Genomic DNA, 14,044 nt, shown 5'->3' on the forward strand with positions numbered 1-14,044 from the left:
TCGCGGGGCCCGACGGTGCGCGCGGCACCGTCGGGCGTGCGACTACCGCTGCGGGGCGGCGGTGGGCACGATCGGCGCGGGAAGCGCCGTGTCGCCCATGAGGAAGCGGTCGACGGCGGCCGCGGCGCTGCGGCCCTCCGCGATCGCCCACACGATCAGCGACTGGCCGCGGCCCGCGTCGCCGGCCACGAACACGCCCGGCACGGTGGACTGGAAGTCGTCGCCGCGCGCGACATTGCCGCGCTCGTTGTACTCGACGCCCAGCTTGTCGAGCAGGTCGTCGCGCTGCGGGCCGACGAAGCCCATCGCGAGGAGGACGAGGTCGGCCTCGAGGGTGAAGTCGGTGCCCTCGACCTTCTCGAACCGGCCGCCCTCCATCTTGACCTCGTAAGCCTTGAGGCCGGTGACCTTGCCGTCCTCGCCGACGAACTCCTCGGTGCTGACGGAGAACTTCCGCTCGCCGCCCTCCTCGTGCGCCGAGCTGATGCGGTACATGAGCGGGTAGGTCGGCCACGGGGTCGACTCGGCGCGCTCGCGCGGCGGGGTCGGCATGATCTCGAACTGGTGCACGATCTCCGCGCCCTGGCGCAGCGACGTGCCCAGGCAGTCGGCGCCGGTGTCGCCGCCGCCGATGATGACGACCTTCTTGTCCTTGGCGTGCAGCGGCGGCAGGCCGTTCTCGTCGAGGACGTCATCGCCGACCGCGGCGCGGTTGGCCCACGGCAGGAACTCCATCGCCTGGTGGATGCCGTCCAGCTCACGGCCGGGGATCGGCAGGTCGCGCCAGACGGTGGCGCCGTTGGCGAGCACGACCGCGTCGAAGTCCTCGCGGAGCTGCTCGACGGTGACGTCCACGCCCACGTTGACCCCGGTCTTGAAAACTGTTCCCTCGGCGTTCATCTGGGCGAGGCGACGGTCGATGTGCCGCTTCTCCATCTTGAACTCGGGGATGCCGTAGCGCAGGAGGCCGCCGATGCGGTCGGCGCGCTCGAACACGGTCACGGTGTGCCCGCCGCGGGTGAGCTGCTGCGCGGTGGCCAGACCCGCGGGGCCCGAGCCGACGACGGCGATCTTCTTGCCGGTCAGCTTGGTCGGGTGCTGCGGGGAGACCCAGCCCTCGTCGAAGGCCTTGTCGATGAGCTCGACCTCGACCTGCTTGATGGTGACGGGATCCTGGTTGATGCCGAGCACGCACGACGCCTCGCAGGGCGCCGGGCACAGCCGCCCGGTGAACTCCGGGAAGTTGTTCGTGGCGTGCAGCCGCTCGATGCCGTCGTGCCAGCGGTCCTTGTACGCCAACGTGTTCCACTCGGGGATCAGGTTCCCCAGCGGGCAGCCGTTGTGGCAGAACGGGATACCGCAGTCCATGCACCGGGACGCCTGCTTGCGCAGGGTGGCACCGTCGAAGGGCTTGTAGACCTCGTTCCAGTCCAGCAGACGGAGCGGGACCGGCCGGCGGACCGGCAGTTCACGGGAGTTGTGCTTGAGAAAGCCTTGCGGATCAGCCACGAGCGGCCTCCATCACTGCGTCGTCGATGTCGCGGCCGTCCAGTTCGGCACGCTTGATGGCGGTGAGCACGCGCTTGTAGTCACGCGGCATCACCTTGGCGAAGAGCTGGCGCTCCCGGCCCCAGTTGGCCAGGATCCGTTCCGCGATGGCGGAGTCGGTGTACTCGTAGTGCTTGGTCACGGCCTCGAGGACGAACTCGATGTCGTCCTCGCCCAGCGACTCCAGCTCCACCAGCTCGGTGTTGAGGTCGCGCTCGAACTGGCCGTCGGCGTTGTAGACGTACGCGACGCCGCCGGACATGCCGGCGCCGAAGTTGCGTCCCGTGTCGCCGAGGACCACCACGCGGCCACCGGTCATGTACTCGCAGCCGTGGTCGCCCACGCCCTCGACCACCGCGACGGCGCCCGAGTTGCGCACGGCGAAGCGCTCGCCGGCCTTGCCGCTGAGGTACACCTCGCCGCCGGTCGCGCCGAACAGGATCACGTTGCCCGCAATGATGTTCTCCGCGGCGACGAAGCCCTCGGGGGCGTTGCGCGCCGGCCGGACGATGATCTTGCCGCCGGAGAGACCCTTGCCCACGAAGTCGTTGGCGTCGCCCTCGAGGCGCAGCGTGATGCCCTTGGGCACGAAGGCGCCGAAGCTGTTGCCCGCGCTGCCCTTGAACGTGATGTCGATCGTGTCCTCGGGGAGGCCGTCGGCGCCGTGCGCCTTGGTCACCTCGTGGCCCAGCATCGTGCCGACGGTGCGGTTGACGTTGGAGATCGGCGTCTCGATCGTGACCGGGGCACCGGTCTCCACCGCGACCCGCGCCTGCGAGATCAGCTGCTGGTCCAGGGCCTTCTCGAGGCCGTGGTCCTGCGGCTGGCTGCAGAACGGGTCCTGCTTCATGAACGGCGAGTCGACCTGCGCCAGGATCGGCGAGAGGTCGAGCTTGCCCGCCTTGGCATTCGCCCAGTGGGCCTGCGCCGCCTCGGTGTCGAGGATCTGCGACTGGCCGACGGCCTCCTGCAGGGTGCGGAAGCCCAGCTCGGCGAGCAGCTCGCGCACCTCCTCGGCGATGTAGAGGAAGAAGTTCTCCACGAACTCGGGCTTGCCGTTGAAACGGCGGCGCAGCACCGGGTTCTGGGTGGCAACGCCCACCGGGCAGGTGTCCAGGTGGCACACCCGCATCATGATGCAGCCCGAGACCACCAGGGGGGCGGTCGCGAAGCCGAACTCCTCGCCGCCGAGCAGCGCGGCGACGATGACGTCCCGGCCGGTCTTGAGCTGACCGTCGACCTGCACGACGATGCGGTCGCGCAGACCGTTGAGCAGCAGCGTCTGCTGGGTCTCGGCGAGGCCGATCTCCCAGGGCGCGCCGGCGTGCTTGACCGAGGTCAGCGGGGTCGCGCCGGTGCCGCCGTCGTGGCCCGAGATGAGCACCACGTCGGCGTGCGCCTTCGAGACGCCGGCCGCGACGGTGCCGACGCCGATCTCCGAGACCAGTTTCACGTGAATCCGCGCCTGCGGGTTCGCGTTCTTCAGGTCGTGGATCAGCTGCGCGAGGTCCTCGATCGAGTAGATGTCGTGGTGCGGGGGCGGCGAGATCAGGCCGACGCCCGGCGTCGAGCCGCGGACCTCGGCGACCCACGGGTACACCTTGTGCGGGGGCAGCTGGCCGCCCTCGCCGGGCTTCGCTCCCTGCGCCATCTTGATCTGGATGTCGGTGCAGTTGCTCAGGTAGTGCGAGGTCACGCCGAACCGGCCCGAGGCGACCTGCTTGATCGCCGAGCGGCGCAGATCGCCGTTCTCGTCGGGCGTGAAGCGCGCCGGATCCTCGCCGCCCTCACCGGAGTTGCTGCGGCCGCCGAGGCGGTTCATGGCGATCGCCAGGGTCTCGTGGGCCTCCGCCGAGATCGAGCCGTAGCTCATGGCGCCCGTCGAGAACCGCTTGACGATCTCGCTCGCGGGCTCCACCTCGTCGATGGAGATCGACGGGCGGTCGGAGGCGAACCGGAACAGGCCGCGCAGCGACGCGAGCCGCGCGCTCTGGTCGTTGACCAGCGCGGTGTACTCCTTGAACACCTTGTACTGCCCGGTGCGCGTCGCGTGCTGGAGCTTGAAGACGGTGTCCGGGTTGAACAGGTGGTACTCGCCCTCACGACGCCACTGGTACTCGCCGCCCACCTCGAGCTCGCGGTGCGCCAGCTCCTCGGGGCGGTCGTTCATGGCGCGCTTGTGCCGCGCGGCCACGTCGGCGGCGATCTCGTCCAGGCCGATGCCGTCGAGCTGGCTCTGCAGGCCGGTGAAGAACTCGTCGACGATCTCCTGCGACAGGCCGATGACCTGGAACAGCTGCGCGCCGGTGTACGAGGCGAGCGTGGAGATGCCCATCTTGGACATCACCTTGAGCACGCCCTTGCCGGCGGCCTTGACGTAGTTGGCGTTGAGCTTCTCCAGCGGGGTGCCGTTGAGCTCACCGCGGATGTGCATGTCCTCGATGGTCGCGAAGGCCATGTACGGGTTCACCGCCGCCGCACCGCAGCCGATGAGCGCGGCCATGTGGTGCACCTCGCGCGCGTCGCCGGACTCGACGATGAGGCCGACCTTGGTGCGGCTGCGCTCGCGCACCAGGTGATGGTGCACAGCGGAGGTCAGCAGCAGCGACGGGATCGGCGCCAGCAGCCGGTCGGAGTTGCGGTCCGACAGGATGATCAGGCGCGCGCCCCCGGCGATCGCCTCGGAGACCTGGGTGCGCACGGTGTCGAGCGCCTCGCGCAGGCCCTTGCCGCCCTCGGCCACGTGGTACAGGCCCGGGATGACCACGGACCGGAACTCGGGCAGCGTGCCGTCGTCGTTGACCTTGACCAGCTTGATCAGCTCGTCGTTGTTGAGGATCGGCTGGTCCAGGTGGATCTGGCGGCAGCTGCCCGGCTCCGGGTGCAGCAGGTCGCCCTCGCCGCCGATGGTGCCGCCGAGGCTGGTGACGATCTCCTCACGGATGGCGTCCAGCGGCGGGTTGGTGACCTGCGCGAACAGCTGCTGGAAGTAGTCGAACAGCAGCCGGGGGCGCAGCGACAGCACGGCGACCGGGGTGTCGGTGCCCATGGAACCGATCGCCTCGGCACCCGTCTTCGCCATCGGCGTGAGCAGCAGGTCCAGTTCCTCGGTGGTGTAACCGAACATCTGCTGCCGCTGGGTGACCCGGTCGTGCGGCATCACGGGGTGCGGGCGGTCCGGAAGCTCCTTGAGGCGCAGCAGGCCCTCGTCGAGCCACTGCTGGTAGGGCTCGGCCGCGGCCAGGTCGCTCTTGATCTCCTCGTCGGAGACGATGCGGCCCTGCGCCGTGTCCACCAGGAACATGCGGCCCGGCTGCAGGCGGGTCTTGTAGACCACCTCGGAGTGGTCGATATCGAGGACGCCGACCTCCGAGCCCAGCACGACGAGGCCGTCCTTGGTGACCCAGATCCGCGACGGGCGAAGGCCGTTGCGGTCCAGCACGGCGCCGATCAGGGTGCCGTCGGTGAAGCAGACCGACGCCGGCCCGTCCCACGGCTCCATCAGCGAGGAGTGGTACTCGTAGAACGCCCGGCGGGCCGGGTCCATGTCCTGGTGCCGCTCCCACGCCTCGGGGATCATCATCAGCACGGCGTGCGGCAGGCTGCGACCGCCCAGGTGCAGCAGCTCGAGCACCTCGTCGAAACGCGCGGTGTCGGAACCGCCCTCGGTGCAGATCGGGAAGATCTTGTCCTCGGCATCGGCGCCGAACGCCGAGACGTCGAGGAGCGCCTCGCGGGCCCGCATCCAGTTCTCGTTGCCGCCGACGGTGTTGATCTCGCCGTTGTGGGCGACGCGGCGGTACGGGTGGGCCAGCGGCCAGCTCGGGAAGGTGTTCGTGGAGAACCGCGAATGCACCAGGCCCAGAGCGGATTCGACGCGCTCGTCCTGCAGGTCCACGAAGAAGCCGCGCAGCTGCGGGGTGGTCAGCATGCCCTTGTAGACGAAGGTCTGACCGGACAGCGACGGGAAGTACACCGACTCCTCGCCCTGCGAGCCGGCGCCCGCACCGTCGGCTCCGAGCTCGCGCTCGACCCGCTTGCGGATCACGAAGCAGCGGCGCTCGAGGTCCATACCGGAGAGCGGCGCACCGTCGGAATCCGTTCCGGCGATGAAGATCTGACGCATGGTGGGCATCGCATCGCGGGCCAGCGCGCCCAGCGAGCCGTCGTCGGTGGGCTGATCGCGCCAGCCCAGGACCGTCAGGCCCTCCTCGACGACGATCCGCTCCACGCCCTCCGCGGCGGCGGTCGCCTCCGCGGCGGCCTGCGGCAGGAAGGCGATGCCGGTGGCGTAGGCGCCCTGATGGGGCAGCTCGAAGTCCACGACCTCGCGGAAGAAGCGGTCCGGCACCTGGATCAGGATGCCTGCGCCGTCACCGGTGTTGGGCTCGGCGCCGGCGGCGCCGCGGTGCTCCAGGTTGACCAGGGCGGTGATGGCCTTGTCGACGATGTCCCGGGACTTGCGTCCGTGCATGTCCACCACGAAGGCGACGCCACACGCGTCGTGCTCGTTCGCGGGGTGGTACAGGCCCTGGGGACCCGGGGGGACGAATCGGCTCATCGAATACCTGCCTTAGCGCAGCGCCTCACGGCGGAACGGATGGATCAAGGGCGGCGATCGGCTCGCGTCCGGGGACGCGGCTCGCCTCAGGCATCGTTGGCTGTACTCAAAACTGTAGTTTCCCCCGCCCGGATCACAAAATGAAAGGCCATCCTTACCGACCGTGACCTGCGGGTATCCGCGGTCACGTCGCCGCGGGCAGCGTGTTTCGACTAGGTTTCCTGCACGTGACCGGAGGTAGTGATCCGGGCGAGCTGCTGAGCGTCGGGCCGGGCCTCGCCGTCGCGCTCGTCGCCCTCGCGCTGATGGGCGCCGCAGTGGCGTGGCTCGGCCGCACCGGCTACGGGCCGGCGGTACTCGGAGCCGCGGCGCGGGCCACCCTGCAGCTGGCCGTCCTGGGCATGGCGCTGAGCCTGATCGTGCGGAGCCTGTGGTTCACGGCGGCGTTCACCGTGCTGATGGGGTGCACGGCGGGCTGGACGGCGGCCGGGCGCATCGTGGGGCGCCGGCCCCGCTGGTCCGAGTTCGCGGTGACGACGGTGACCGTCGCCAGCCCGGCAGCGCTCCTGACGGTCGCGCTGATCCTCTCCGGCGTGCTACCGGCGCGCGGGATCGCCGTGATCCCCGTGGCGGGCAGCGCGATCGGGGCGGCCATGGCCGCGGCGGGGTTGGCGGGCAAGCGCGCACTGGAGGAGCTCACCGCGCGGCGCGGCGAGCTCGAGGCAGGACTGTCGCTGGGGCTGGACCCGATGTTCATCCGGCTCGACCTGACCCGCTCCGCGGCGGCGACCGCGCTGATCCCCGCGCTGGACCAGACACGGACCGTCGGGCTGGTGACGATCCCCGGCGCCTTCGTCGGCATGGTGTTGGGCGGCGCCTCGCCCGTGGCGGCCGCGGTCATGCAGCTCTACGTGCTCGTCGCGATCCTCTGCGTGACCCCGGTCGCGATCGTGGCGATCACGTGGCTGGTCGCCGACGGCAGGTACGAGACGGGCTCGCGCAACTACTGAGTCCCTGTGGTCGATAGTGCCCGCTGAGCGGGCACTATCGACCACGCTAGGAACCGGCGATGGCGTCCAGCTCAGCGACGACGTCGGCGGGCAGCTGCAGGGCCGCGCCGGCGATGTTCTCGCGCAGGTGCACCACCGACGAAGTGCCGGGGATGAGCAGGATGTTCGGCGAGCGCTGCAGGAGCCAGGCCAGCGCAACGGCCATCGGGGTGGCCTCCAGCCGCGCAGCGACGGCGTTCAGGCTGTCGGACTGCAGCGGGCTGAACCCGCCCAGCGGGAAGTACGGCACGTACGCGATCCCCTGCGCCGCCAGCGAATCCACGAGCTCGTCGTCCACGCGGTGAGCGATGTTGTAGAAGTTCTGGACGCACGCGACCGGGGCGATCGACTGCGCCTCGCGCACCTGCTCGGCGGTCACCGTGCTGATGCCGAGGTGGCGGATCAGCCCCTGCTGCTGCAGCTCGGCGAGGACGGTGAAGGGCTCGGCGATCGAGCCGGGAGCGGGCGTGTCGAAATCGCCGACGCGGAGGTTCACCACGTCGATCGCGTCGAGCCCGAGGCGCTCGAGGTTCTCGTCGACGGCGCGGCGCAGGTCGTCGGGCTCGAGGGCCGGCGGCCAGCCGCCCGTGGCGTCACGGCGGGCCCCGACCTTGGTGACGATGTGCAGCGAGTCCGGGTACGGGTGCAGTGCCTCGCGGATGATCTCGTTGGTGACGAACGGCCCGTAGTAGTCGCTGGTGTCGATGTGCGTGATGCCGAGGTCGATCACGTCGTGCAGGACCTCGATCGCGGCCTCACGGTCGGCCGGCGGGCCGAAGACGCCGGGGCCGGCCAGTTGCATCGCGCCGTAACCGAAGCGGGTGACCGTCAGGTCACCGCCCAGATCGAAGGTTCCGCCGGGCGGGGTGGGTGCGGTCATGGGGGACTCCTTCGTGGCGAGGACGTGCGACCCCTCCAGGATTCCAGTTTCCCGCCCGCGCCGCCGAACGACGGCGCCTGGACGGGACCCGTCAGTACCCGTGCTTGTCCTGCCGCACCTGCCGCCAGCGCTCCATCATCTCGGGGAGCTCGGTGATCATGAAGTCGAAGAAGTCCCGCATCACGGACAGCCGTTCCGCGGCGGGCCCGCCCGCGGGGAGTTCCTCGATGCCCTCGATCGCCACCTCGCGCCACCGCTCCAGGATCGGATTCCGCGAGGCGAAGGCCTCGTACCAGATGTCGTCGCCGAGCGTGATCAGGCTGTGCCGCGAACCCGGGACATGGGTGCGGCGGATCATGGACGTCTGCTCGAGGTACCCCACCGCGCCGGACACCGCCCCTGCGGACACCTGCAACTGCGCGGCGATCTGCGACGGGGTCAGCGCGGCCTCCGGCGAGGTCAGTACCGCGGCGAACACACGGGACGCCATCCGCTGCATCCCCGCCTCCACGAACGCGGCTGCCATGTTCTCCACGAAGTTCGGCGCGTCCATATCGCGCAGATTATACGAATTTTTAACACTTCACAAATTTGTGAAACGCGCGTAGCGTCAGCGCCATGACAACTGACGTCATCCGCGCCGAGGGCCTCACCAAGACCTTCGGCAGCGCACATGCCCTCAACGGACTCGACCTGACCGTGACCCCCGGGGAAGTGCACGCCTTCCTCGGACCCAACGGCGCCGGCAAGTCCACCACCATCCGAATCCTGTTGGGGCTCCTGAAGAAGACCGCGGGCACCGTCGAACTGCTCGGCGGCGACCCATGGCGCCAGGCCCCCGAACTGCATCGTCGCCTGGCGTACGTACCGGGCGATGTCACCCTGTGGCCGAACCTGTCCGGCGGCGAGATCATCGATCTGGTGGGCCGTCTCCGGGGCGGGCTCGATGAGGCCCGTCGCGCCGAGCTCATCGAGCGATTCGCCCTGGACCCCGCCAAGAAGGCGCGCACCTACAGCAAGGGCAACCGGCAGAAGGTCGCGCTCGTCGCGGCGTTCGCGGCGCGCGCCGAGCTCATGATCCTCGATGAGCCGACGTCCGGCCTCGACCCGCTCATGGAGGAGGTGTTCACGCAGTGCCTCACCGAGGCGAAGGCCGCGGGCACCTCGATCCTGCTGTCCAGTCACATCCTGTCCGAGGTGGACCGGGTGGCGGACACCGTGACCATCATCAAGGACGGTGCGACCGTCGAGACCGGTTCCCTGGCCTCGCTCCGACACCTGTCCCGCACGCGCGTCGAGGCGACCCTCGCGCAGCCCGTCGACCTGACGGGTACCGCGGGCGTGCACGATCTCCAGGCCGACGGTGACCGCGTGTCTTTCAGCGTCGAATCCCGTGACCTGGGGCGGATTCTCGGCGAGCTGGCGGCCGCCGGTCCCACGTCGCTGACGAGCCGTCCGCCCACGCTCGAGGAGCTGTTCCTGCGGCACTACGACACCGCGGGGGCCGTGCGATGACGGGCCTCGCCCCCACTCTCCGGTTGGTGCTGCGGCGCGACCGGATCCAGCTGATCGTCTGGCTGCTGCTGTACGTGGCCATGGCCGCGTCGGCGTACTCGACGGCGAAGACCAACTACGCCGATCAGGCATCGCTCGACTCCGCGGCGCGCGCCGCGAGCGAGAACCCCTCCCTCGTCGCGATGTTCGGCCCGGTCTACTCGTCCACCGTGGGCGCCGTCGGCATGATCAAGATGGTCGTCATGATGGCGGCCGCGCTGGGCCTGCTCACCGGCCTGCTCGTGATCCGGCACACCCGCGCCGACGAGGAGTCCGGCCGCCGGGAGATGTTGGGCGCCTCCGCGATCGACCGCACCGCTCCCCCGATCGCCGCGCTCGTCGAGTCCGTCGTGCTGAGCCTGGCGATCGGCGTGCTCAGCGCGCTGGTCCTGATCGGCATGGGTGCGGACGCGCGCGGCAGCCTGAACTTCGGTGCGCTGTGGGCGTTCACGGGCATCGTGTTCGCGGCATGGGCGCTGCTCTGCGCGCAACTCACGGAGGGCGCCCGCGCGGCCCGCGGGCTGTTCGCCGTGGGCCTCGGCGCCGCCTACCTGCTCCGGGCCGTCGGCGACGTCTCCGTCATCCGGACCGACGGTACGCTGCCGGCCGAGCCCGGCTGGGAGTCCTGGCTCTCCCCACTGGGGTGGGCGCAGCAGATCCGGCCCTTCGCCGAGGACCGGCCGTGGCCGATCCTCCTGCTGCTGGCGCTGTCGGCGGTGTTCATCGCGGTGGCGCTGCGCCTCGCCGCTCAGCGCGACCTGGGCGCCGGACTCATCCCCGTGGGCCGCGGAAAGGCCCGTGCCGGAGCCCTGCTCGGCACCGTCGAGGCGCTGACCTGGCGGCTGCACCGGGGTCAGGTGATCGGCTGGAGCGTCGGCTTCCTCGCCGTCGGCCTCGCCTTCGGCGGCATGGGCAGCGCGATCGACTCCCTGGTCGGCAACAGCGGCACGCGCGAGATGCTCGAGCGGCTGGGCGGATCCGGCTCGAGCATGCTCGACATCTTCTTCGGCGCCGAGTTCTCGATCATGGGCATGGCGACGGCCGCGCTGGGCATCTCCATCGTCAACACCGCGTGCTCCGAGGAGACCTCGGGCCGGGCCGAGTACCTGCTGTCCGCGCCGGTCCGGCGCCTGCGCTGGTACGCCTCGCACCTGACGGCCGCCGTGATCGCGACCTCCGTCGCGACCTTCGCGCTGGGCGTGGGGGTCTCGCTCACCGCGGGGCGCCAGCTGATCCTGCCCGCCCTGGCCGCGCTGCCCGCCGTGTGGGTGATCACCGCGATCGCCGCCCTGGCCGGCGCGATCTCGGCGCACTGGTCCTCGGTCGGCTGGGTGGTCCTCGCGCTGTGCGTGATGACCATGGTCGCCGATGTGCTCAAGCTGCCCGACTGGGTCGCGAAGGTCTCGCCGTTCAAGCACGTCGCGACGCAGCCGGGAGCGACGGTTCTCACCGGCGCCACCCTCGCACTGGTCGTGATCGCCGCGGCCGGACTCATCGCCGCCGCGTTCTCCGAATCGCGCCGGGACCTCGCGTCGTAGTTCCGAATCGGGCCGTTGCGATCGTTCAGCCCGTCCGTGCCAGACTGCACCACGTGAGCGAGACGCCCGATACGATCCCCGCGACCACCGTTGAGTGGATCGCCCGGCCCGGTGACCCTCGCCGCGCAACGCTGGCGTCGCTGCGGCAACGGCGGGCGTGGATGAAGCCCCTGGCGATCGGGCTGGCGATCGGCGTCGTGGTCACTGCGGTGTGTGTGGCGACCGACAGCGGGTGGCCGCTGGGACTGGCGATCGGCGCGGCGTTCTTCGTCGGAGTGGTCGTCGAGATGGAGCTCGTGGCGTTCATCGCCATCTACCGGCACAACCGGAAGGGGCTGGCACCGGGCGCGCGGTGGGCGGCGGGCAGCGACGCGGCGCGGATCCGGTTCGACAGCCCGATCGGCACGACGGTGCTCGATCGGGCGAACGTCCTGAGCATCGAGCGCGCCACGTTCCTCGCGGTTCTGACGGTGCGGCCGAAACAGCGCCTGGGCATCCCCGTCGCACTCCTGCCCGCGATCCTGCCCGTAGCCGACGACCGGAATCTCATCGACTGAGACGGTTGAACTTTCACCTGAGAGACGCCGGGCTAACTTGAGAGATCAAAAGCCCTGCAAATGACTACTGACCGCAGCGAGCGAGTCAGCTGCGGTCAGTGCCCTCTCAGGATAACAGGACAGTTGCGATCATGCATATATCCCGTCGCGGTATTTCTGTCACGTGTTTTTCGCACCGCGCGCGCAACGCTCGAGCAGCAGCCGGCCCGCGGGGTAGGCGGCCAGCGCCACGGGCAGCGTCCCGACCCGACCCGACTCCAGCACGGCCACCACGTCGCCCAGCTCCGACGGCCCGCCGGGCTCGACACCGAGCCGTCGGAGCGTCTGCCGCGCGACCGGCTCCGGCGAGTCGAAGACGGCCACCTCGCGCCCCGTCCGCTCCCGCAGGGCTGCCACGATCGGCTCCCTGACCAGGCCGTAATGGGTGCAACCGAGCACCACGGACTCGATGTCCGCGGGCGTCGCCGCGGCCGCGGCCGTGATCGCCTCCGCCACGCGAGACGGCTCGCCGGAGTCGATCGCCTCGGCCAGGCCGTAGCAGGGGATGCGGTGCGCGAGCGCCGAGTCGGCGAAGGCGTCGATGAGCGAGGTCTGGTAGTCGCTCACGGTGGCGGCCGCGGTGGCCCACACGGCGAAGGGACGCCCCGTCGACCCCGCCGGGCGGATGGCCGGCACCACTCCGACCACGGGGATCGCGGGTTCGAACCGGGCGCGGGCCGCTTCCAGCGCGTACATGGAGCCGGTGTTGCAGGCGACGATGATGGCGTCCACGTCGTACCGCGCCGCTGCGCCGGCCATCGCCACCACGCACTCGGAGATCCGCGCGGGTTCGAGCAGGCCGTAGGGCATGTTGTCGGGGTCGCGCGCCAGGACGAGCTCGGTGTCGGGGCGCACGCGGGAGAGGGCGTCGGCGTAGTTGACCATCCCGAAGCCCGAGTCGATCACCGCAACACGCATGCCTCGAATTTACCGGGCGAGCCGCAGCCGGAAGACGGTGGTCGCACCGTCGCGGCGGTAGTCCACATCGCCGCCCAGCAGTCGCGCGTTGTCGCGGGCGATGGCCAGCCCGAGCCCCGCTCCCCCGCCGCCGCCCCGCGACCGCGCCTCCTGCCCCTTGGCGAACCGCCCGAACACCCGCTCGGCGTCGCACTCCGGCACGCCCGGGCCCGCGTCGCGCACCTCGACGACGACCTCTCCCGGGGCGGTGGCCACGGTCACCGCCACCGGCGGCGCCCCGTGCCGGACCGCGTTGCCCACCAGGTTGGTCACCACCGCGACCACCCTGCGCCGGTCGGATTCGACGGTGAGCGGCGCACCGTCGAGCTCGACGGACCGCCACCCGCGCGCGGTGAGCGCCTCGCGCAGGGCGCCGACGAGCTCGAAGGGCTCGCTCCGCACCTCCGCCGCACCCGCGTCGAGGCGGGTCATCTCCAGCAGGTCGTCGACGAGACCCGCGAGAGTGTCGACCTCGGCGGCGACGAGCTCGGACGCGCGCCGCAGGTCGTCACCGGGTTCCAGCGCGGCGGCCTCCTCGAGCAGCACCTCGGCGGCGGGGACCAGCGCGGCGAGCGGGCTGCGCAGCTCGTGCGAGACATCGCCGACGAACCGCCGCGACCGCTCGTCCTGGCGGCGCAGCACGTCGATCGACTCGCTCTGCCGGTCCAGCATGGAGTTGAAGGTCTCTGTGAAATCACGTAATTCGGTGACGTTCGTGGCGGGCAGGCGCGCCTCGGGGTCGCCGTCCGTGACCCGCGCCGCCACCGACTGGATCCGGCCGAGCGGCCGGATCACGATGCGCGCCACGACCAATGCCACCAGGATGCCCAGCAGCGCACTGCCGCCCACTGCGACGAGCACCACCAGCGTGAGCCGGTCGAGCCGCTGCTGCACATCGCCGAGGGGCTGGACGCTGTACACGACCAGGGTGTCGGCGTCGGCGGCATTCGGACGGTTCATGCTGTGCGCCACCAGCACCCGGCCACCGGACAGCCGCTGGAAGCGGTACAGCGAGGGCACCCGTTCCAGCTCGGAGCGCATCTCGGCCGGGATGTCCTCCGGGCGCACCGTACCGGCCTGGACCGTCCTGCCGTCGACCTCGACCGCGTAGTCCGACGGCAGCCCGAGGGACTCGGAGGGCGTCGCCCACTCCTGACCGCCGCTCCCCGGCACGGGCCGCGTCGGCCGGCTCTCGAAGCTCTGCATGTCGTGCCGGAAGGCCGTGAGCACCGCGTCCTGCGCGTCCTGGTACACCCAGTCCCGCACCACAACCGTCACCGCGATCCCCGTGACACCGGCGGTCAGGCACATCACAACCGCGATGATCGCGAGGATCCGGGCGCGCAGGCCCTTCAGCACGG

Annotated in this window: 10 protein-coding genes; 4 read left to right on the forward strand and 6 right to left on the reverse strand. The window is 70.6% G+C overall.

The window, feature by feature from the left end; genetic code table 11:
* Positions 1 to 42: 42 nt before the first annotated feature.
* Both AXK61_RS11565 and gltB read right to left on the reverse strand, forming a co-directional pair.
* Positions 43 to 1,509, reverse strand: coding sequence for a glutamate synthase subunit beta (locus AXK61_RS11565; protein ID WP_068573566.1), 1,467 nt, complete (start codon positions 1,507 to 1,509; stop codon positions 43 to 45).
* Positions 1,502 to 6,109 carry a glutamate synthase large subunit gene (gene gltB, locus AXK61_RS11570; protein ID WP_068745429.1) on the reverse strand — a complete coding sequence of 1,536 codons (4,608 nt, stop codon included), beginning with the start codon at positions 6,107 to 6,109 and terminating at the stop codon, positions 1,502 to 1,504. The genes AXK61_RS11565 and gltB overlap by 8 nt, the downstream gene beginning before the upstream one ends.
* A 227-nt stretch (positions 6,110 to 6,336) precedes the next feature.
* On the opposite strand from gltB, the gene AXK61_RS11575 reads away from it, so the two are divergent.
* Complete coding sequence (locus tag AXK61_RS11575; RefSeq protein ID WP_068573564.1) at positions 6,337 to 7,119, forward strand: ABC transporter permease; 783 nt, start codon at positions 6,337 to 6,339, stop codon at positions 7,117 to 7,119.
* Between the two features lie 46 nt (positions 7,120 to 7,165).
* Here the strand turns inward: AXK61_RS11575 and AXK61_RS11580 are convergent, their stop codons facing one another.
* Together AXK61_RS11580 and AXK61_RS11585 are read right to left on the reverse strand one after the other, a co-directional pair.
* On the reverse strand, positions 7,166 to 8,038 hold the full coding sequence (locus AXK61_RS11580) for an aldo/keto reductase family oxidoreductase (protein ID WP_068745431.1): 873 nt from the start codon (positions 8,036 to 8,038) through the stop codon (positions 7,166 to 7,168).
* A gap of 91 nt (positions 8,039 to 8,129) precedes the next feature.
* Positions 8,130 to 8,591 (reverse strand): GbsR/MarR family transcriptional regulator, encoded by a 462-nt coding sequence (locus AXK61_RS11585; protein ID WP_068573562.1) that lies wholly within the window; start codon positions 8,589 to 8,591, stop codon positions 8,130 to 8,132.
* Positions 8,592 to 8,656: 65 nt separating this feature from the next.
* Here AXK61_RS11585 and AXK61_RS11590 point away from each other — a divergent pair, with 65 nt between their 5' ends.
* From AXK61_RS11590 to AXK61_RS11600, 3 genes are read left to right on the forward strand one after another with little or no spacing between them, the layout of a single operon-like run.
* Entirely contained in the window at positions 8,657 to 9,553 is an 897-nt protein-coding gene (locus AXK61_RS11590) for an ABC transporter ATP-binding protein (protein ID WP_068745433.1), read from the forward strand.
* Entirely contained in the window at positions 9,550 to 11,130 is a 1,581-nt protein-coding gene (locus tag AXK61_RS11595; RefSeq protein WP_068573560.1) for an ABC transporter permease, read from the forward strand. Before AXK61_RS11590 ends, AXK61_RS11595 begins: the two co-directional genes overlap by 4 nt.
* 53 nt (positions 11,131 to 11,183) lie before the next feature.
* Positions 11,184 to 11,687 (forward strand): hypothetical protein, encoded by a 504-nt coding sequence (locus AXK61_RS11600; RefSeq protein WP_068573559.1) that lies wholly within the window; start codon positions 11,184 to 11,186, stop codon positions 11,685 to 11,687.
* 159 nt (positions 11,688 to 11,846) lie between these two features.
* Here AXK61_RS11600 and AXK61_RS11605 read toward each other — a convergent pair whose 3' ends face one another.
* Together AXK61_RS11605 and AXK61_RS11610 are read right to left on the reverse strand one after the other, a co-directional pair.
* The gene (locus AXK61_RS11605) at positions 11,847 to 12,644 is read right to left on the reverse strand and encodes a glutamate racemase (protein ID WP_068573558.1); all 798 of its coding nucleotides are present in this window, start codon (positions 12,642 to 12,644) and stop codon (positions 11,847 to 11,849) included.
* Positions 12,645 to 12,653: 9 nt separating this feature from the next.
* Entirely contained in the window at positions 12,654 to 14,042 is a 1,389-nt protein-coding gene (locus AXK61_RS11610; RefSeq protein WP_068573557.1) for a sensor histidine kinase, read from the reverse strand.
* Positions 14,043 to 14,044 lie beyond the last annotated feature (2 nt).

Source organism: Tsukamurella pseudospumae (assembly GCF_001575205.1).
In the GTDB taxonomy this organism is placed as follows: domain Bacteria; phylum Actinomycetota; class Actinomycetes; order Mycobacteriales; family Mycobacteriaceae; genus Tsukamurella; species Tsukamurella pseudospumae.

Coding starts and splice junctions, on each gene's coding strand:
- gltB (WP_068745429.1), bottom strand. CDS start 6,109: ATGAGCCGATTCGTCCCCCCGGGTCCCCAGGGCCTGTACCACCCCGCG.
- AXK61_RS11580 (WP_068745431.1), bottom strand. CDS start 8,038: ATGACCGCACCCACCCCGCCCGGCGGAACCTTCGATCTGGGCGGTGAC.
- AXK61_RS11585 (WP_068573562.1), bottom strand. CDS start 8,591: ATGGACGCGCCGAACTTCGTGGAGAACATGGCAGCCGCGTTCGTGGAG.
- AXK61_RS11590 (WP_068745433.1), top strand. CDS start 8,657: ATGACAACTGACGTCATCCGCGCCGAGGGCCTCACCAAGACCTTCGGC.
- AXK61_RS11595 (WP_068573560.1), top strand. CDS start 9,550: ATGACGGGCCTCGCCCCCACTCTCCGGTTGGTGCTGCGGCGCGACCGG.
- AXK61_RS11605 (WP_068573558.1), bottom strand. CDS start 12,644: ATGCGTGTTGCGGTGATCGACTCGGGCTTCGGGATGGTCAACTACGCC.